Below are 18,969 nucleotides of genomic sequence, written 5' to 3'. Positions count from 1 at the left end.
CGGAAGGTATTTTTTTTTATATAAGAGTGAGAATTCTTATCATTTGGATGAAATTCTGTTAAAATGAAAAATGTAGGTATTTTATTTTCAAGGGGATGAAAAAATGGAGTACAGAATTGAAAGAGATACATTAGGAGAAATGAAAGTTCCAGCTGATAAATTATGGGCAGCACAAACACAGCGTAGTAAGGAAAACTTTCCGATTGGAACAGAGCATATGCCGCTTGAAATTGTAAAAGCATTTGCGATTCTAAAGAAGAGTGCAGCGATTAGCAATCAAAAATTAGGAAAGTTATCAGAAGAAAAAGCACAAGCAATTGTGGAAGCTGCTGATGAAGTTATCGCAGAAAAATGGAATGAACATTTTCCGCTTGTCGTGTGGCAAACAGGTAGTGGTACACAATCGAATATGAATGTAAATGAAGTAATTGCAAACCGCGGTAATCAAATTTTGAAAGAAAAGGGATCTGAGGTACATATTCATCCGAATGATGATGTGAACATGTCTCAAAGTTCAAATGATACGTTCCCAACAGCACTTCATGTAGCGTGTGTAATTGCGGTAGAAAATCATGTATTGCCAGCTATTACGAAATTAAAAGAAACATTAGCAGAAAAAGTAACTGCATTTGAACATATTATTAAAATCGGTCGTACGCATTTACAAGATGCAACACCTTTAACGTTAGGACAAGAAATTAGCGGATGGCACCGTATGCTTGAAAAAACAGAGCGTATGATTGCAGATAGCAATACATATATGAAAGAATTAGCAATTGGTGGTACTGCGGTTGGAACTGGAATTAATGCCCACCCTAAATTTGGTGAGATGGTAGCAGAAGAAATTAGTCTGTTTACAGGTAAACAATTTGTTTCTGCACCAAATAAATTCCATGCGTTAACGAGCCATGATGAAGTTGTATTTACACATGGAGCATTAAAAGCATTAGCTGCTGATTTAATGAAGATTGCTAACGATGTGCGTTGGCTTGCAAGTGGTCCACGTAGTGGTCTTGGGGAAATTATTATTCCTGCAAATGAACCAGGAAGCTCTATTATGCCAGGGAAAGTAAATCCAACGCAAAGCGAAGCGCTAACAATGGTTGTAGCACAAGTTATGGGGAATGATGCAACAATCGGATTTGCTGCGAGCCAAGGGAATTTTGAGTTAAACGTATTTAAACCTGTTATTGCCTATAACTTCTTACAATCAGCTCACTTATTAGCGGATGCAATTGTTTCATTTAATGATAATTGTGCAGTAGGTATTGAAGCAGATGAAGAAGTAATTAATGAAAATGTGAATCGTTCATTAATGCTTGTAACAGCATTAAACCCGCATATTGGATATGAAAACGCAGCGAAAATTGCGAAGCATGCTCATAAAGGTGGGTTAACTTTAAAAGAGGCAGCGCTGCAATCTGGATTACTAACAGAAGAGCAATTTGATGAAATTGTAGATCCGAAAAAAATGATTGCTCCGAAAGAGTAATAGAAGAAGCCAAGGTTCTTAGTATAGAATCTTGGCTTTTTTGATATTCATCTTTAATTCCTGTTTATGTCTCCTCCACTTGTACTACTGCAAGCTCCAAAAGATATTATTTGTTAGCAGACGTATTCATTACTTTCATATGTGGGCAGTTCTCTTTTAAGAGTGAAATGAATTTTTCTTCTTCTTGTGGTACGAAAGTTGTCACTGAGTCAAATAAATTATAATCAATTTCTAATTGCTGCCTAGTCCATTTTTCTGAACGGAGTGTTTTGCCAGAGTATTTAATGTGACGAATATCTTCAAATGGAATTTCAGTACGTAATATGAAACCGTGTTTTACAATAAGAGAAGATTCCGTTATGTTGTAGTGAGAGAAATAGAATGAAGAGAGATTCACGATATTTAACAGCATCATGAGAGTGAAAAAAATAGAATTCTCATTTTGCAAGAATAGTGAAATGAAAAAAATAATTATAAATAATGTAATGAAAATGACGTGAAATGGATTTTTTTTCGCTTTAAATTTCAAGTTAGTCACCTCGGTATACGTGTTCTTTAAATAAATTAAATCACAACATCGTAATAAAACGTGGGAATATGCAGAATTGCATATTCTTTCGGTTTATTATTCGTGTAAAATTTTTTGATAGGATAAATTTAAATGAAGTTTTTAGTAGTGGAGTGGCATAAAGTGACTAACAAGAATAGAAATGTAGTGCTAGTCATAATTAGTTGTATGATGATTATGAGTGGCTGCTCAAATAGATTCGTTGAGGATGGAAAGCGAAAACATGTATTTGTAAAAGCGAGTAAAGTTTTAGTGGAAGTTGTTTATAAAATATATAAAAGGTAAAAAGGTGTTTCTATATGTGGAAACACCTTTTTTGTAGTTAAAATTGAATGCTGAAGTTTTGGAATGAGTGAATGCCGGTTCCATGTTGAACGAGGTTGTTATCACTTAAATATTGAATAGCATATTTTACTTCTTTCAATTTCACATCCTATAGTAATTAATTTATATAAATACATTCGCTTTTCGTTGTTTTAAATCCTTTTTAAGATTTATTAATAGATGTTTTGATTAAAGTTTATAAAATAGGTAAACGAAACATTGAAATGTTTGTTTTTTATATGTTAAGATGATGTAGTGATAATAAACGTTATTGTAATTTGTTTGTTTTTAAATAAACCTTTTAAAGGAGTGTTTAGTGTGAGTGATATTTCAGAGAAGTTTTGGGATGCGTCAATAGAGGAATTGAAGAAAGGATATGTATTCGATGAGGTAGCAGAGGAGTATATTTGTTTAGCTTGCGGAGAAACGTTTATTAAAGGGGTTATTTATCAAGAAAATCAAGTTTTGTATGAAGCAGAGAAGTATATACAGTTGCATATTCAAAATGAGCATACGTCTATGTTTGAATATTTATTAAATCTTGATAAGAAGTTTACGGGCTTAACGGATTTGCAAAAGAAAATGGTTCAGTTTTTTATATGGGACTGAATGATAAAGAGATTGTGAAAGAGATGGATGGGGGAAGCACATCGACGATTCGCAATCATCGATTTACATTGCGAGAGAAAATGAAGCAAGCGAAGGTACTTTTAGCGTTAATGGAATTGTCAGAAGAAAAATCAAAAACTCAAACTAAATTTGTACCGATTCATAGAACAGCTACGATGGTGGATGATCGATACAATATTACAGAAGAAGAAAATACTGAAGTTTTAACAGCGCATTTTACAGAAGGTTTGGATGGGCCGCTTTCTAAATTTCCGAAAAAGCAAAAGCGTAAATTAATTATATTACGTCATTTAGTGAAGAAATTCGATAGTAATAAAAAGTATACTGAAAAAGAAGTAAATACAGTTTTAGAAAATATATATCCAGATTTTGTAACTTTGAGAAGATATTTAATCGAATATGGTTTTTTAGATAGAACAGCTGATGGAAGCCAATATTGGGTGAAGTTATAAGAATGAAGCAAAGAAAATGAATAGATGCACATAATAAAAACAACTATACAGAGAGATAGAGGGTTACAGATACGAAAAATATGTTAGAGTTCTATGATAAATTTGAAAATAGTGAGTGGAAGAAGCATTTGCTTTAACGAGCAAACAGTATAGAAATGGTTAGAGTAATTACAACTATTTGAGCACGGATTTAACCGTGCAGATTTTTAGTAAAAGGAGAAATGAAATTTGAAACCACCTACAGATAACAATAAAGAAGGTGTAGAGTCACAGAAGTCAGAAACGGAACATAAACCGATATGGAAATCGATGTCCATGTTTTTAGTGCCGTTACTTTTAAGTAATGTATTACAATCAGTTGGACAGTTATTTGGAATGGTAGTAGTAGGAAGATGGCTTGGCGTAAATGATCTAGCAGCTATATCGGCATTCTTCCCGTTATTTTTCCTACTCGTTTCATTTGTAATTGGAATTGGTTCTGGTAGTTCAATTTTAATTGGTCAGGCATTTGGTGCTAAAAATGAAGAACGTTTAAAAGCTATCGTTGGTACGACGCTTACGTTTACTTTTATTATCGGAGTCGTGTTGGCGATAATAGGTAGTATTTTTACGATGGATATTATGCGCCTTATGGGAACGCCAGAAAACATTATTGGAATAAGTGTGCATTACGCAAGAATTTTATTTATATCTATGCCAGTATTATTTTTATATTTTGCATACACAACATTTATGAGAGGTACAGGAGATTCTAAAACGCCATTTTACTTTTTAATCGTAAGTACAGTGCTAAATATGATCTTATTACCAATTCTTATTTTTGGTTGGTTAGGAGCTCCGAAATTAGATGTTTACGGAGCAGCCTATGCCTCAGTTATATCTACAGTTATTACGTTTATTGTCATGCTAGTGTATTTAAAGAAGAAAAATCATCCACTACAATTAGATGGGACAGTAAGAAAATATCTTCGCATGGACTGGGAGTTATTAAAGTTATTGTTACGCCTCGGTATTCCAGCGAGTATTAATATGATATTAGTTTCATTATCAGAAATCGCGGTAATCGCATTCGTAAATCGGTACGGTTCAGATGCAACAGCGGCGTATGGCGTTGTGAACCAAGTTGCAAGTTATGTACAAATGCCAGCGGTTAGCCTCGGTATTACAGTATCAATTTTTGCAGCACAATCAATTGGTGCGAACCAATTTGATCGATTGCAGAAAGTTGTTAAGGCTGGAATTATTATGAATTACATCATTGGCGGTGTATTGATATCTCTTATTTACTTGTTCTCAAGAGATATTCTAGCACTATTTTTAACAAGTCAAAATACAATTGAAATTACTCATAGCCTAATCATGATTACATTATGGAGTTACTTAATTTTCGGTCATGCACAAATTATTAGTGCGACAATGCGAGCAAGTGGTACAGTACTATGGCCAACTGTAATCAGTGTTGTATCAATTTGGCTTGTTGAAGTACCTGTGGCGTATTATCTTTCTTACCATACGAGCCTTGGTATAGAAGGGATATGGATTGGATATCCAGCTGCATTCATCGTCAGCTTAATATTACAGTATGCGTATTATAAGCTTTCATGGCAGAAAAAACGAATTACACGATTAGTGAGTTAAAAGGTGAAAATGTCCCTAAGTCATTATACTTAGGGACATTTTTTTGATGAATGCTTATAAATAACTTTTTAAAGTTATGTCAAAATGTTGTCTAATGAGTTTTCCATTATTCATATAAAACTCCCAAGCTGTATCTGGCGCACCTATAATTTCAAATGAACCTTCTGTAATATATAAAGCGCAATTATCTTCTAATGCAATGCCCTCTATATTACCTTGGTGAGTTTGTAAAAACGTATGGAAGGCATTCATTCTATTTAATTGATTGTAATGAGGGCAAAATCTTTTGTTAACAATACTCCAGCCACTACTTTCTATATAACCAGAACCTTCATAATCTGAACGTATGCTAGATGTGAACCAGCACATAGCGCCGGCACTATTTCCCGCAATAAGCGTTCCACGTTTTAAAGCAAATAGTAACTTCTCATCTAGTTTATGTTCTTTCCATTGTTCAAGCATGTGAACGTAATTTCCACCGCCAAGATAAATTAAATCGGCAGAATGAATCATCTCATCTATTTCATATTTAGTAGGTGTTTCGGTTGAAATGCGTAAAATTTGAACCTCACAATGTAATTGCTTTTCAAATGTTTCTAAAAATAACTTTATATATCCTTCATCATCACGACTAGCTGTTGGAATGAATAATACTTTTGGGTATTGTTTATTTGTTAATTCTATGAGTCGTTCATTAATATGCAAGTGATTTGGATCCTGTAAATCACCGCCACCAATGACAGCTAATTTCATAGTAAAGCACCACCTAATAATATTTGTTATGTAAAAATTCGATAGTGGGGAGTTACATTCCTTCTGTGATTTAATGAATAAGGGGGAAATAAAGTAAACAATATATTGAAATAGCATGAGGTATCGATAGCTGTAGATAGAAAGGAATTAGAAGCAGTTTATTGATATATAATACTGGATAATATTGTTTTAAAGTATGGAAACAATATGTTTAAATGAATATAACGACGTACTAATGAATATTGAAAGGGTATTTATATTTAAAAAGTACGGGGAATACCAGAAGTTTTACAAAAGTGTTTTTTACTTTTATAGGAACTTATTTTATAATATGGTAAAATTATATTAATATATTTATTAGCGTAGACTGAAAAGAGGGAGCGTGAAAGAGTGGATTTTCGATTTGAGTTCGCAGCGAAGGTGAAAGAATATTTAGATGATGAAAAAGATGAAAAAATAATAAAAGATGGACACAGAGATATAATTTATAAATATTTATATCCGTTAGAGAGTGAAATTGGAATTTTTAAAAATCCTAACTTTACTTTTTTTGCATCAGGAAGACGTTCACATATAGTATTAGAAAATATTGAATTTAAAACAGAAGTAAACGTAGAAAGTAATATAATTGAAATTACAAAAATAGTGGATAATGTGGTGATTCCATTAGATACTATCGTTGCTAAAGATCGGGAATTATTTGCACTCGGGCGTAATGAGAAATTTAGTGTTCAAATATTAGAATATTATCTCTATGATACATTTGGAGAGAAGTTAGGTTTACAATGAATCGAACGTGGTACAGCTAACTAATTAGTGGAGATTAGGATTTATTTAAGTATCAGTTAATATCATTTATGTTTGACCTTCTATATATTTTATACTACAATCTGTAGTGTGAAAGGGGCCATACGATGTTTACTCAAAACTACAAGTTAAATGAGCAAGGGTTAAATCACTTTTTCGGACCGCTTGAAGCGAAAATAATGGAAATTGTTTGGGCTACTCAAGGTATTACCATTAAAGATGTGCAACAGAAATTAAGTGAAGAATCCCCGGTGAATTTTAATACTGTAATGACAGTTATGAACAGATTAGTAGAGAAAGCACATTTAGAAAAGCATATTGTGAAAAGAAGTGGTATGTATCGTACTACACAAACGAAGGAAGAATTTTTATCTAATCAAACGAAGAAAATGACACAGGAATTAATGGGTGAATTTGGAGATCTTGTTGTGAACCATATGATAGATGAGTTAGAACAAGCTGATCCATCTTTAATAAAAAAATTAGAAGAGAAATTAAGTCAGCTAAAAAAAGAGGACTGATAAAATGAAGTGGCAAATGCGTAAAATCGTTTTGTTAGCAGTGACTATTAGTGTGCTTTTTTTTAGCATGTTAGTATACTACGTTACATACCCATTTCTTTTTCAAAATAAAGCATTTTTCCTTTCGCAATTTTGTTTATTTGAATTACAAAAACATATGAGGGAACTATCAATACTTCGTATAATGATAGCCGGATTACTGTTATTTACTGTAATCATTATGAGTAAAAGAATTTGGAAGCAATTTTTTTATAGTAAAAGATTGAAAAGAAACCTCGTGTTTATTACTAGAAAAGGAAAGCAAGTGTACGTATTATCAACGTTACAGATTACGGCATTTACAATTGGATTATTTCGACCGAAAATTGTCATTTCAGAAGGAATGTTTCAGGCATTTTCTGAGGAAGAAATTGATGCGATTGTATTACATGAGGAATATCATCAAAAAAATCGAGATCCATTAAAGTTATTTTTCTTTACCTTGTTAGCTGAGGGGATGATGTATATTCCTATATTAAAAGGGATGCTGCAGCGTTATCATGTATATCAAGAGCTATCAGCAGATAAATATGCGATGCAAAAAATGAAATCTTCATTTGAGCTAGGTAGTGCAGTATTAAAGTTAATTAAAATAAAGACGATAGAAAATCAATGTATTACAGCGTCGTTTGCGAAAACCGCAATTAATTTACGAATTGAGCAAGTGTTGAATGAGAAAGTTGTTAAGCTGAATATGCCATTACATACAAATTCAGTATATGTAACGTTAGGGCTATTTTGTATGTCGATTGTACTTATTGTCGGAGAGTGCATATAGCCTCTTTTTTTAATAATTAACACTACGCATTGTAGTGCATTTAGGAGGGATAAAATGAATGCGGCGGATTTAACAATTTGGCTAGTAGTAGGGGCGGGGATACTTTCATTTATATCACCATGTTCTTTACCGCTATATCCATCTTATTTATCATATATTACAGGTGTTTCTATTCAAGATTTAAAAGAAAATCGTGGAATTATGCAAAAGTCAGCGATTATACATACAGTATTTTTTATGATCGGTTTCTCGGTTATTTTTTATGCGTTAGGTTTATCGGTAAGCTGGATTGGGATCACTTTTTCATCTAATCAAAGGTTGATTCAGCAAATTGGTGGGATATTTATTATTTTGATGGGGCTATTTATGATTGGATTGATTCAGCCTAAGTGGCTTATGGCAGAGAAAAAAGTACAATATAGAAGAAAATCGACAGGCTATATTCGCTCAGTTTTGGTCGGCATGACATATGCAGCAGGATGGACACCGTGTGTTGGACCAATATTTTCTGCAGTGCTTATGCTCGGTGCGACTAATCCTGAAAGTGCGCTTCTGTATATTACAGCGTACACCCTTGGATTTGCGGTTCCGTTTTTCGTGATGGCATTTTTTATTGGAAAGGTAAAATGGATTGTTACATATGCCAATGTCATGATGAAAATGGGCGGTGGAATTATGATTGTAACAGGAGTTTTATTATATACAAATCAAATGACGAAAATTACAGCATTTTTTATTCGTATATTTGGTGGATTTACCGGATTTTAGAAATGAGGAGGAAGAAAAGTGAAGAAACTAATTGCTATTATACTGGCCGGGGCGCTAATTTGGGCAGGGGTTAACTTTTATAATACAAAGAAAGAAGAAAAAGAAAGAAAAGCGAAACAAGCGGAGTTACAAGAGAAAGAAGTATTACCACAAGTAGGGTTCAAAGCTCCAAACATAACATTAAAAGGATTAGATGGGAAGCTGTATTCGTTAAATGATGCAAAGGGAAAACCATATGTTATTAATTTTTGGGCATCATGGTGTGGACCATGTGAAATAGAGGCTCCTGACTTAGTTCGTTTGTATGATAAATATAAAAAGGATGTTGAAATCTTTGCGGTAAATGCAACAATCGGGGATCCAGTACAAGAAGCAAGTGCATTTGCAGATCGCCATGGATTTAAATTTCCTGTTCTATTAGATATGGATGGAGTAGCTGGAATAGATTATAAAGTATTTTCTTTACCAACGACATTTTTCGTTAATAAAGATGGAATTATTGTAGATCATGCACGAGGTGTATTACCTCCAGATCAATTAGAAGAGAAGTTTAAGAAAATAATTGAGAATTAAGAGGGGATTTCATAGTGATGGAGTGGATGGTGAGGTTACAACCCGTTTCTCTTATAATAGGAAGTCTATTTGGATTTACTCTAATGAAACTAAGGATGAAAAAGCAAAATATTCAATATGAAAAAATGATGGATGCAGTAACGAATGGCTTTCTCATCATTGTATTCATATGGAAATTTGCACCGGCAATATTAAATCCAGTATGGGCTTTTGGATCGCCATTGCAAGCATTATTAGCTGTAGGAAGTATGAAACATATTATAGTAGGATGCGTAATTGCGAGTATATATATTGTTTGGGAAAGTAAAAAAGAGCAATTTTCCCTTCGGATTTTACTTGATACATTACCTTTTGGATTGTGCGTGAGTATTATCTTTTATTTTCTATTCCATCAAGAAGTAGGTGGACAAACGACACTGCCGTGGGGGATGAAAATATATGAATCAAAATTTTTGTATCATCCTATTTTCATGTATGAGATTATACTAGCACTCGGTATAATTTGTTCGTTATGGATTAAAAATGAAAGATTAGGGAATGGAAAAAATATAAGCTTTTTTCTAATTTGCGAGGGAATTGCTCATATCATTATTTCACTTATTAGTGAACAAAATTCAGTTCTATTTGGTCTTTCAATACAGCAAATACTCAGTTTTTGTGTTATTAGTTTAGGGATTTTGTTCGTACCAAAGAAATAAAAAATAGCCATGCACGGAGAGCATCCATGCATGGCTATTTTTGTATCATCATATGAATTAAAAAATCGGCGGAGTAACAGAAAATAAAACAATCGCATTTTTCTCGAATTGATTCACCCATTTATGTTTTAAATAAGCGGGTATTTTTACGCTATCACCAGTTTCTAATGTGTATTCTTCTTCATTTAAGTGCAATGTGATTTTTCCGTCTAATACAAATGCTAATTCTTCACCTTTATGTTCTAGAACATTTTCTGAGGAAGCAGTATTCGGCGGAACGGTCATAATTGCTGTTGCTAAATTTCCTGTGAAATCAGGTGATAGCATTTCATATGATAAATTATCGATAATCATTTTCTTACGTTTATGAGAGCGTACGATTAAATCATCTGTATTAGTTTCTTCAAGTAAAAAGCTAAACGTTGGAACATCAAGTGCTTTTGCGAGTACTTTTAATGTTTGAATGGAAGGGTTAGCAGAACCACGTTCAATTTGACTTAACATAGATGGTGTAATTTCAGCCATCTTTGCTAGTTCTTTACTAGTTAAACCCTTTTCTTTTCTTTGTTTTTCAATTTTTTTACCAATATCTATATTTTCCATAGAGCATTCTCCTTAATGGTTATTAAATTATATTTAAATAAATTAAATTAGAATTAACTTAAACTGAAATGTATGTTAAACTGTATTAAAATTAATTTAATTATAATTTATTATATGGCTAGCTACAAGAATATGAGGAGGAAGAGAAATGAAGGGGATAGAGGCATTAAAAGAGCGATACCCACTATTAAATAACCTTATTGCAACGGAAGAAGTATTTTGGATAAATCCGAATACAGAAAAGTATGAAACGGCAATAAAAGGTTCGCCGCTTAATGAAGAAAATGTAAAAGATGCGGAAGAGAGATTAAAGCGCTTCGCACCATATATTGCGAAAGTTTTTCCAGAAACACAAGAAACGGGCGGCATTATAGAATCACCTTTAGTGAAAATACCTTCTATGAAACAGTCTTTAGAGAAAAATTACGGGCAGCCAATATTGGGAGAACTATTATTAAAGTGTGATAGTCAACTTCCGATATCAGGTTCAATAAAAGCTAGGGGCGGCATTTATGAAGTGTTGAAACATGCTGAACAATTGGCACTTCAGCATGGAATGTTAACAGAGAAAGATGATTATTCAATTTTAGATAGTGATAGATTTAGAGATTTTTTTGCGAAGTATTCAATTGCAGTAGGTTCTACAGGGAATTTAGGGCTTAGCATCGGGATTATGAGTGCGAAATTAGGTTTTAATGTGACGGTCCATATGTCAGCAGACGCAAAACAATGGAAGAAGGATTTATTAAGAAGTAAAGGTGTAAATGTTATTGAATATGAAGCTGATTATAGTAAAGCAGTAGAAGAAGGAAGACTGCAAGCAGATGCAGATCCTAGTTGTTATTTTGTTGATGATGAAAACTCACATGATTTATTTTTAGGATATGCAGTGGCGGCATCACGTTTACAAAATCAATTAGAAGAGTTAAAGATTGTAGTAGACGAAGAACATCCTTTATTCGTTTACTTACCTTGTGGTGTCGGCGGCGGACCGGGTGGAGTAGCATTTGGTTTAAAGTTGTTGTATAAAGACAACGTCCATTGTTTCTTTGCAGAGCCGACACATTCTCCATGTATGTTACTCGGGTTAATGACAGGACTTCATGATAAAATTGCCGTTCAAGATATCGGAATTGATAATGTAACAGACGCGGACGGACTGGCAGTAGGAAGACCGTCTGGATTTGTTGGGAAAACGATGGAACCATTTTTAAGTGGAAATTATACAGTAAGTGACGAAGAGTTATATAGATTATTAAAAGAACTGGCTGATACGGAAAACGTTTATTTAGAACCTTCTGCATTAGCGGGCATGATTGGGCCAATTAAATTGTATAAAGAGGGAAAAGGATATATACAAAATAATGATTTAGCACAAAAATGGAACCAAGGTATCCATATAGTATGGGGAACTGGGGGAAGTATGGTTCCAAAAGAGGTAATGAAAGCATACTATCAAAAAGGTTCTCAGCTTATCCAAGGAAAATCTTGATAGATATAGACTTGGATAAGTAAAAATAACAGAAATTAATATTAGGATCCCAGACGCGAAAATTTTTTTATATGAAGGTAATTTTACTACTATGATTTTCCACATTTGTCTAGTAAAGTTTGTGATGAATATTGTATACAAGTCAATTTAACATAACTGACTTATAGTTAGCAAGAAAAAGAGAAATCCTTGGTATATCAATGGATTTCTCTTTTTTTCTTTTGAAATTCGATAGTATGGAAGAGGAATTGGAATACTACAAGGTACCGGTGGCTTAATTAAAAAAGCAGTACCCAAATCTGTAGGAAGTGTCTTTGCTTAAACAGATAGGTGCCATCGGCAGCCACCCTCGCAAAGGAAAATGCGATGTCGATGCTTGTATTGAATCATTCTTCGCTCATTTTAAATCTGAAATGTTTTCTTTCAATTATTATCAAACAAAAGGAGAGCTGATTCAAGCAATTGAAACATACATCTCTCAATATAACTACAAACGATTCCAAAAACGACTCAACCATCGGGATCCGATTGAATATCGAGTCTCGATGGCTGCTTAGTCTTTTTTACAGCTGTCTACTTGATGGGGGTAAGACATATTCATCAACTTAAGAAAACAAGTTACTCCAAAAACAAAAATAAACTAAATTTCTTTGGACGCCTATAAAAAGAAGTAATTTTGTTTTGGGGTACTTCAAAATGTTAACTTGATGTCGATGGGACGAACCCCCTATTAAAGGCATTTTCACTCCTGAAATAGAAGGTACTTGCAATTTTAGTACGAATTCCAGTTGAACTCATGTTACTTAATCGTTCCCATTGCACCAACTTTCACATTTACCTTAACGTTTACATCTCCCTTTGCTAATTCATTATTCCATTTATTTTGGACTTTTTTCCATTCTGGATATGTGTAAGTTCTTGCATATCCTCCAAGACCAATAGGGTCGATTTGTGCAGTTTGTATTTTTTTTATTAATTGCTTGAAATCAGCTTCCAGCTTAGTCTCAATCGCCTTTTGTAATTTTGCTGCGTCCTTTCTTGTATTAAACGAAAAAAGCTGTTCTGTAATACCGATACTCATCTTTACATCTACATTAAATATAAAATGATTATCATGTCTTGTCTTTGTCTTTACTTTAATACTATAGGCAGTAAAACTTATCCAATCTTTATCTTGGTTGTCCGCCTTTATTTTAATTGGCATTGTAAATGAAAAATCCCCTGTAGTTCCTTGTTGCAAAATGCGTAATAGTTTGTTTTCATCAGGTTTTAGTGTTAATTTATACCTTCCCTTTTTATCCAATAAAGCTGTACCTGTCACCCATATTTTATTCTTTTTTTTCATCTCAGTAATATTTGCTGTTAACCCTTTATCTGCTTTTTGTTCATGTAGTTCTTGAAGAGTTGTTTTTACTGTGATGTTTCTTAAAGCGGCGGTATCAACTAGTTTTGTTAAATATAAAGGAAGCCGCGGCTTATCTTTTGGGCTATGGAAGATGACGTCCGAAACAGGTCCATCTACAGCGACAACCCTTGCAGTAACTGTATTTTTAGGATCTCGATAAAATGGATCGAGGTATTTCACCCAGTTTTTTTGTTTCAGTAGCCGTTTTCCAACTAAAATAACCTGCGTTTTACTTCCTGAGGTAAGCGCCATAACAGTAGCATCAAATTTGTCTCTCGAATTTCGAATCGTAACAGATTTCACGCCAGTAATTTCTTCTTTTACCTTTGCTTCTTTATTGAAAACAGGGCTTGACATATACACTAATAAATTATTATTACGATCTAAATCGATACCAAGAACAAGAGTTAGAGAAACATCTTCAACATTTCTTTGATCAAAGCATCCAGTCATCATGAACACCGATAACAAAATACAACATAGTACTTTTCTTTTCAATGTATCCTCCCCTGACGAAACTTCTCATATAGATAGCAATACAGCCATAAAACGATAGGTGATATATAGGTTAATCCTAAACCAGCATTCGATAATGTCTGTTGCCAAGTTTCGGCTTCATTCCAACTAGGATGAGTCCAAAATATGAGGCCGATAATGAACAATAAGAGAACAACTACATGCGAGCTGTGATCTTGTTTTCTAATTAATTGACTTGAACAAAATACAGCGCAATATATAGCGGGAATCCATGCTGTGGATACAACGGGTAAGTAAAGGGCCAATAAAATCATGTCAAAACGTTCTAAAAAACGAAATTCAATTACTTTCAGTAAATTTAGTACCGGTTGATTATATTGCGTAATGCTCTCAGGGCTAAAATAGGCAAAGCAAACAATAGTAGCAAATAAATAAAATAACATCGTTAAAGTGTTTGCAATAACCATTCCATGGACTGCATACTGTTTTTTTTGTAAAAAGGGATATAAAAAGAAGGCAATATCAAACCCTAAATAAGCAAAAATAGTGGTCGGTACAGCCATGAATACAGGTTTCCACCCTTCTTTTAAAAGTGGGAAAAATGGCATCCAACTTCCGTTCCCTTTAAGAGGGATCAAAAAAAATAACGGAATCCAAAGAAACATATAAAAAATAAGTTCGGAGTATCGCCCTAAAATACGTGGACCGTTACGTGCAACAAGGAAGGTAGGAATCGAAAATAAAAAGATAACGACATAGTCAGGTGTTTTTGGAAGAAGCCATCCTTTAAGATAGAGCATAGCGTTCACAAGAACGCTACAAGAATAAAAAGCGAAGTACATCATGTAAATAACAACGAATGCTTTGCCTACTATTTTTCCAAATAATCGTATAAGAATGTCATAAATCGTGTCCTCGGGATATCTAGCAGCAGTTTTCACCATAAAAACACCTGATATTGTGGAGAATATCCAGCCAATCATTATAGCTATCCATCCATCCGTTCCAGCTTTTTCTGCAAGCAAGCGTGGAAGCGATAAAACGCCAGTGCCCACCTGCATTCCATTAATTAAAAGAATGTACTGTATAAGCGTAATGTCATTATAGGCATACTTTTTCATAGTTTCACCTTTTATTTTGATTCTTTCCTTGTCGAATAGATTGAATGGCTCTGGTACCTTTAGAACGCTTTCTTAATGCCCATAAAGGTAGGCGTATGAAGGTATCTTTCATATCCGCAAAGCGAAATGGTGCTATTGGCGTTCCGTAAGGAGTACCTAGCGATTCAAGACTGATTAGATGTCCAATTAAAGTCATCCACCCGATAACAAGTCCAACAATTCCAAATAAGGCAGCTGCAAGCATCATCGGAAAGCGTAAAAGTCTTACTGCCGCTCCCATATCATAATTAGGGATAACAAAGGAAGAGATGGCGGTAACAGCAACAACAATAATCATAATGTTGCTTACAATTCCCGCTTGAACAGCCGCCTGTCCAATAACAATACCACCTACAATTCCAACTGTCTGACCGATCGGAGTAGGTATCCGTAAAGCCCCTTCTCTCATCGTTTCCAATGTTATTTCCATAAGTAATGCTTCCATAACTGGAGAAAAGGGTACGCGCGTTCTTGATTCTGCAATAGATAAATACAGCTCTACAGGAATAACTTCAAAATTAAAGGAAATAAACGCAACATAACTCGCAGGCAAAAATAAAGCAATCATAAAGGAGATAAAACGAAGCATCCGAATAGACGAAGCAACTAACCACCTTGTACCGTAATCATCCAAGCCTTGAAAAAAGGAAATAAAATTTGTTGGAGTAATTAACACATTGGGCGAATGATCCATTACAGTTACAAATCTGCCCTGTAGAATGTGAGATACTGCCAAATCAGGTCTTTCAGTTAATATAAATTGTGGAAACGGTGAGTACGGGTTATCTTCAATGAATTCTATAAGTTCGCCATTACTAGCAACAGCGTCGACTGTAATATTTTGAATCCGTGTTTCTAATTCCTTTAGCACATCTTCAGAAGCTACATCTTTCAAATATAAAATAGAAATCCTCGTTTTGCTTCGTACACCAATTATTATTTCTTTTACTGTTAATTCACGATGGGGAATATATCTTCGAATCATTGCGATATTTTGACTTGCAGTTTCTGTGAACCCTTGATGCGCACCTTTTAGAGCTATTTCGTTATGAGCGTCTTCAACATTTCTTTGTGGCCATCCTTTCGTATCCAATTGATGTGCTGTTGTTCGACTGTGGATTAATAAAACACTATCTCCTCCAAAAATAGCATTTTCAATCTGACTCCACGTATTAATAATTTTAATTTGTCCTAATGGAATTGGAAGTTCCGTATTGGTATCAAAATCACTATTTATCAAAGGACTTAGAACATGATTTTGAATCAATTTTTTATCTGTTAATCCAGATAAATATACTAAAGTTGCTTCCAATCCATCTACTGTTATTTGAAACCGCCGAATTACTAAATCAGGCGCTTGACGAAATATATTCTGAATGTGAGCTATGTTTTTGGATAAATCAGCGTCTAAGAGGGAGTCTTCAATATTTTTTTCCTGAAAATGAGTATTGTCTCGTATTGAACATGACTTAGGATTGTCTCTATATTTTAAACGTCTCAAAAATTTAGCCATGATTTCCTCACTTTCTATGTACCTTTTATAGTATGTTTAGTATGCATATATTAAGGGGAAATATCCTAATAACTAGAAAGGTAACATCAGAATTACTCAATATAACAAAAATGTAATGTTAATGAAATGTAATTCAACCGACACTATGAATGAAATTATATAAAATAAAATAAATTACATAAATGATTGGGAGTTAAAGCATTCTTATAATGAAGAAGGGGAAGTATAAATGAGAAATATATTAAGTGTGGAAAAAATCGAGAAATATTACGGTAATAAAGATAATGTAACAAAGGCTATAGATAATATTAGCTTTAAGATAGATGAGGCAGAGTTTGTTGGGATAATGGGGCCTTCAGGAAGTGGCAAAACTACATTGCTTAACTGTATATCAACAATTGATAATGTTACTACTGGAAAAATAATAATAAATAATAGTGATATTACTCGGTTAAAATCAAAGTCACTAGATAAGTTTAGAAAAAATGAATTAGGGTTTATATTTCAGGACTTTAATTTATTAGATACTCTTACCGCTTATGAAAATATTGCTTTAGCGTTAACGATAAAAGGTGAGGAAAGTTCAAAAATTGATGGGAAAGTAAAGTCAGTAGCAAAATATTTAGATATCGAACAAGTATTAAGTAAATACCCGTATCAAATGTCAGGCGGACAAAAACAAAGAGTTGCTTCGGCAAGAGCTATCGTAACAGAGCCATCTTTAGTACTTGCAGATGAACCGACAGGAGCATTAGATTCTAAATCAGCTAGGTTATTACTTGAAAGATTTGAAAGTCTAAATAAGGATTTGAAAGCTACAATACTTATGGTTACGCATGATGCATTTACAGCAAGCTATGCTCGTAGAATTCTTTTTATTAAAGATGGGAAAATATTTAGCGAGTTAGTAAGAGGGAATGATTCTAGAAAAGAATTCTTTACTAAAATTATCGAAGTTATAACCCTTCTCGGAGGTGACGATAATAATGTATTCTAAGGTTGCTGCCCGTAATGTAAAGAAAAGTTTTAAGGATTATGCGATATATTTCTTAACACTAACACTGGCTGTTTGTATATTTTATAGCTTTAATTCATTAGAATCACAAAAGGCACTTATGGAAGTTGAGACTTCAGGTAGATCGTTTGTGGCTACTTTAATGAATATTATCTCAAATGTTTCCGTATTTGTATCTGTAATATTAGGCAGTTTAATCTTGTATGCAAATAATTTCTTAATCAAAAAACGTAAAAAAGAATTAGGACTATACATGACTTTGGGTATGGGGAGAAATACCATATCTAAAATATTAGTAACAGAGACATTTCTAGTTGGCATTATATCTTTAGTGAGTGGGATTGTACTAGGTATTGGAGTATCACAGGGGTTATCTACATTTGCATTAAAGCTATTTGATTTGCCTATGAATAAATATAAATTTGCAATTTCAACAGGTGCTATAGGTAAAACAGTATTGTACTTTGGAATTATGTTTGTACTTGTTATGTTACTTAATGTGCATGTTGTTTCTAAATACAAAATAATTGATTTGTTGACAGCGGGTAGAAAAAACGAAGAGATCAAATTAAAAAATCCTATTATATATTTCATAACATGTATTTTATGTGTAGTATCACTTGGATTTGCATATGGCATTGTACTAAAGATTGGATTAGATTTTGAAAATCGTATGCTCATTGTAGTAATCATTCTTGGAATATTAGGTACATTGTTGTTTTTCTTTAGCTTATCTGGACTTATTTTATTTGTTGTAAAGAAAAATAAAAAAGTTTATTTTAAAGGGTTAAATATTTTTATATTAAAGCAAATGAGTAGTAAAGTGAATACAAACTTTATATCAATGACTGTAATTTGTTTGATGTTATTTATTACAATGGTGGTTTTATCTACAGGAATAAGCTTTAAAAGAAATATGGAGGCAAGAATTATAGAAGCAACACCATTTGATGCTAGTGTAATGTTGGCAAATAAAGATGAGAATTACAACATAGAAGACATGTTAAAGACATTAAATTTTAAAATGAGTAATAACGAAAAATATGTATCTTATAATCAATATGAAACAGGGATGAAAGTGGCTGACTTTATACCAGAAGTACCTAAAGATTATAAGAATAGCAATGTGGATTTCATTAAAGTATCTGATTATAATAAAGTTTTAGTATTTAAAAGGTGAAAAAAGAAATACATTTGAGGGATAATGAAGTTTTACTTTTATCTAACAGGTTGAATAATCCGATAAATGAAAAAGTTGAAAAA

General features: G+C 33.3%; 18 protein-coding genes and 3 pseudogenes. 14 read left to right on the top strand and 7 right to left on the bottom strand.

Translation table 11 applies throughout. From position 1 onward, the window contains the following. Nucleotides 1-103: 103 nt before the first annotated feature. Nucleotides 104-1,492, top strand: coding sequence for a class II fumarate hydratase (gene fumC / locus CDB3_RS15660; protein WP_128855146.1), 1,389 nt, complete (start codon nucleotides 104-106; stop codon nucleotides 1,490-1,492). Nucleotides 1,493-1,598: 106 nt separating this feature from the next. Here fumC and CDB3_RS15655 read toward each other — a convergent pair whose 3' ends face one another. Next, the gene (locus tag CDB3_RS15655) at nucleotides 1,599-2,021 is read right to left on the bottom strand and encodes a PH domain-containing protein (RefSeq protein WP_097831582.1); all 423 of its coding nucleotides are present in this window, start codon (nucleotides 2,019-2,021) and stop codon (nucleotides 1,599-1,601) included. Nucleotides 2,022-2,153: 132 nt separating this feature from the next. Between CDB3_RS15655 and CDB3_RS15650 the strand changes: the two genes are divergently transcribed. Then, nucleotides 2,154-2,345: a hypothetical protein gene (locus CDB3_RS15650; RefSeq protein WP_128855145.1), complete on the top strand. Its 192-nt coding sequence runs from the start codon at nucleotides 2,154-2,156 to the stop codon at nucleotides 2,343-2,345. 37 nt (nucleotides 2,346-2,382) lie between these two features. Here CDB3_RS15650 and CDB3_RS32415 read toward each other — a convergent pair. Next, a pseudogene (locus tag CDB3_RS32415) lies at nucleotides 2,383-2,484 on the bottom strand (MBL fold metallo-hydrolase); the annotation flags it as partial. A 218-nt stretch (nucleotides 2,485-2,702) separates the two neighbouring features. On the opposite strand from CDB3_RS32415, the pseudogene CDB3_RS15645 reads away from it, so the two are divergent. Both CDB3_RS15645 and CDB3_RS15640 read left to right on the top strand, forming a co-directional pair. Beyond that, a pseudogene (locus CDB3_RS15645) lies at nucleotides 2,703-3,466 on the top strand (DUF2087 domain-containing protein). 228 nt (nucleotides 3,467-3,694) lie between these two features. Then, nucleotides 3,695-5,104: an MATE family efflux transporter gene (locus CDB3_RS15640; protein ID WP_128855144.1), complete on the top strand. Its 1,410-nt coding sequence runs from the start codon at nucleotides 3,695-3,697 to the stop codon at nucleotides 5,102-5,104. A 54-nt stretch (nucleotides 5,105-5,158) separates the two neighbouring features. On the opposite strand, the gene CDB3_RS15635 is transcribed toward CDB3_RS15640, so the two are convergent. Continuing rightward, nucleotides 5,159-5,857: a peptidase E gene (locus CDB3_RS15635; protein ID WP_128855143.1), complete on the bottom strand. Its 699-nt coding sequence runs from the start codon at nucleotides 5,855-5,857 to the stop codon at nucleotides 5,159-5,161. A gap of 390 nt (nucleotides 5,858-6,247) precedes the next feature. Here CDB3_RS15635 and CDB3_RS15630 point away from each other — a divergent pair, with 390 nt between their 5' ends. The 6 genes from CDB3_RS15630 to CDB3_RS15605 all read left to right on the top strand — a co-directional run bounded on the left by CDB3_RS15630 (nucleotide 6,248) and on the right by CDB3_RS15605 (nucleotide 10,041). After that, a complete protein-coding gene (locus CDB3_RS15630) occupies nucleotides 6,248-6,646 on the top strand; it encodes a DUF3942 family protein (protein WP_002031084.1) in 399 nt (132 codons plus the stop codon). A 125-nt stretch (nucleotides 6,647-6,771) separates the two neighbouring features. Then, entirely contained in the window at nucleotides 6,772-7,185 is a 414-nt protein-coding gene (locus tag CDB3_RS15625; RefSeq protein ID WP_097831576.1) for a BlaI/MecI/CopY family transcriptional regulator, read from the top strand. Nucleotides 7,186-7,189: 4 nt separating this feature from the next. After that, complete coding sequence (locus tag CDB3_RS15620; RefSeq protein WP_128855142.1) at nucleotides 7,190-8,002, top strand: M56 family metallopeptidase; 813 nt, start codon at nucleotides 7,190-7,192, stop codon at nucleotides 8,000-8,002. Nucleotides 8,003-8,056: 54 nt separating this feature from the next. Further along, nucleotides 8,057-8,770, top strand: coding sequence for a cytochrome c-type biogenesis protein CcdA (ccdA, locus tag CDB3_RS15615; protein WP_097831574.1), 714 nt, complete (start codon nucleotides 8,057-8,059; stop codon nucleotides 8,768-8,770). 18 nt (nucleotides 8,771-8,788) lie between these two features. Further along, nucleotides 8,789-9,343: a TlpA family protein disulfide reductase gene (locus CDB3_RS15610; RefSeq protein ID WP_128855141.1), complete on the top strand. Its 555-nt coding sequence runs from the start codon at nucleotides 8,789-8,791 to the stop codon at nucleotides 9,341-9,343. A 14-nt stretch (nucleotides 9,344-9,357) separates the two neighbouring features. Then, entirely contained in the window at nucleotides 9,358-10,041 is a 684-nt protein-coding gene (locus CDB3_RS15605) for a prolipoprotein diacylglyceryl transferase family protein (RefSeq protein WP_128855140.1), read from the top strand. Between the two features lie 57 nt (nucleotides 10,042-10,098). On the opposite strand, the gene CDB3_RS15600 is transcribed toward CDB3_RS15605, so the two are convergent. Continuing rightward, nucleotides 10,099-10,644 carry a helix-turn-helix domain-containing protein gene (locus tag CDB3_RS15600; protein ID WP_128855139.1) on the bottom strand — a complete coding sequence of 182 codons (546 nt, stop codon included), beginning with the start codon at nucleotides 10,642-10,644 and terminating at the stop codon, nucleotides 10,099-10,101. Nucleotides 10,645-10,792: 148 nt separating this feature from the next. Here CDB3_RS15600 and CDB3_RS15595 point away from each other — a divergent pair, with 148 nt between their 5' ends. Then, complete coding sequence (locus CDB3_RS15595; protein ID WP_128855138.1) at nucleotides 10,793-12,136, top strand: D-serine ammonia-lyase; 1,344 nt, start codon at nucleotides 10,793-10,795, stop codon at nucleotides 12,134-12,136. Nucleotides 12,137-12,450: 314 nt separating this feature from the next. Next, entirely contained in the window at nucleotides 12,451-12,693 is a 243-nt protein-coding gene (locus tag CDB3_RS15590; RefSeq protein WP_128855137.1) for an IS3 family transposase, read from the top strand. Nucleotides 12,694-12,935: 242 nt separating this feature from the next. Here CDB3_RS15590 and CDB3_RS15585 read toward each other — a convergent pair whose 3' ends face one another. The 3 genes from CDB3_RS15585 to CDB3_RS15575 are packed head-to-tail and all read right to left on the bottom strand — an operon-like array spanning nucleotide 12,936 to nucleotide 16,691. Then, nucleotides 12,936-14,039 (bottom strand): Ger(x)C family spore germination protein, encoded by a 1,104-nt coding sequence (locus CDB3_RS15585; RefSeq protein WP_128855136.1) that lies wholly within the window; start codon nucleotides 14,037-14,039, stop codon nucleotides 12,936-12,938. Then, complete coding sequence (locus CDB3_RS15580) at nucleotides 14,036-15,139, bottom strand: GerAB/ArcD/ProY family transporter (RefSeq protein ID WP_128855135.1); 1,104 nt, start codon at nucleotides 15,137-15,139, stop codon at nucleotides 14,036-14,038. The genes CDB3_RS15585 and CDB3_RS15580 overlap by 4 nt, the downstream gene beginning before the upstream one ends. Before the next feature lie 4 nt (nucleotides 15,140-15,143). Continuing rightward, nucleotides 15,144-16,691, bottom strand: coding sequence for a spore germination protein (locus CDB3_RS15575; protein ID WP_128855134.1), 1,548 nt, complete (start codon nucleotides 16,689-16,691; stop codon nucleotides 15,144-15,146). A 229-nt stretch (nucleotides 16,692-16,920) separates the two neighbouring features. Here CDB3_RS15575 and CDB3_RS15570 point away from each other — a divergent pair, with 229 nt between their 5' ends. Next, complete coding sequence (locus CDB3_RS15570) at nucleotides 16,921-17,688, top strand: ABC transporter ATP-binding protein (protein WP_128855133.1); 768 nt, start codon at nucleotides 16,921-16,923, stop codon at nucleotides 17,686-17,688. Then, nucleotides 17,678-18,969, top strand: a pseudogene (locus CDB3_RS15565) (FtsX-like permease family protein); the annotation flags it as partial. The gene CDB3_RS15570 and the pseudogene CDB3_RS15565, both read left to right, overlap by 11 nt.

It is taken from the genome of Bacillus sp. CDB3 (genome assembly GCF_002081505.1).
GTDB classification, from domain to species: Bacteria; Bacillota; Bacilli; order Bacillales; family Bacillaceae_G; genus Bacillus_A; species Bacillus_A cereus_AT.
Note: the sequence above shows the minus strand (reverse complement) of the source record. Positions and strands in the feature narration are given on the sequence as shown.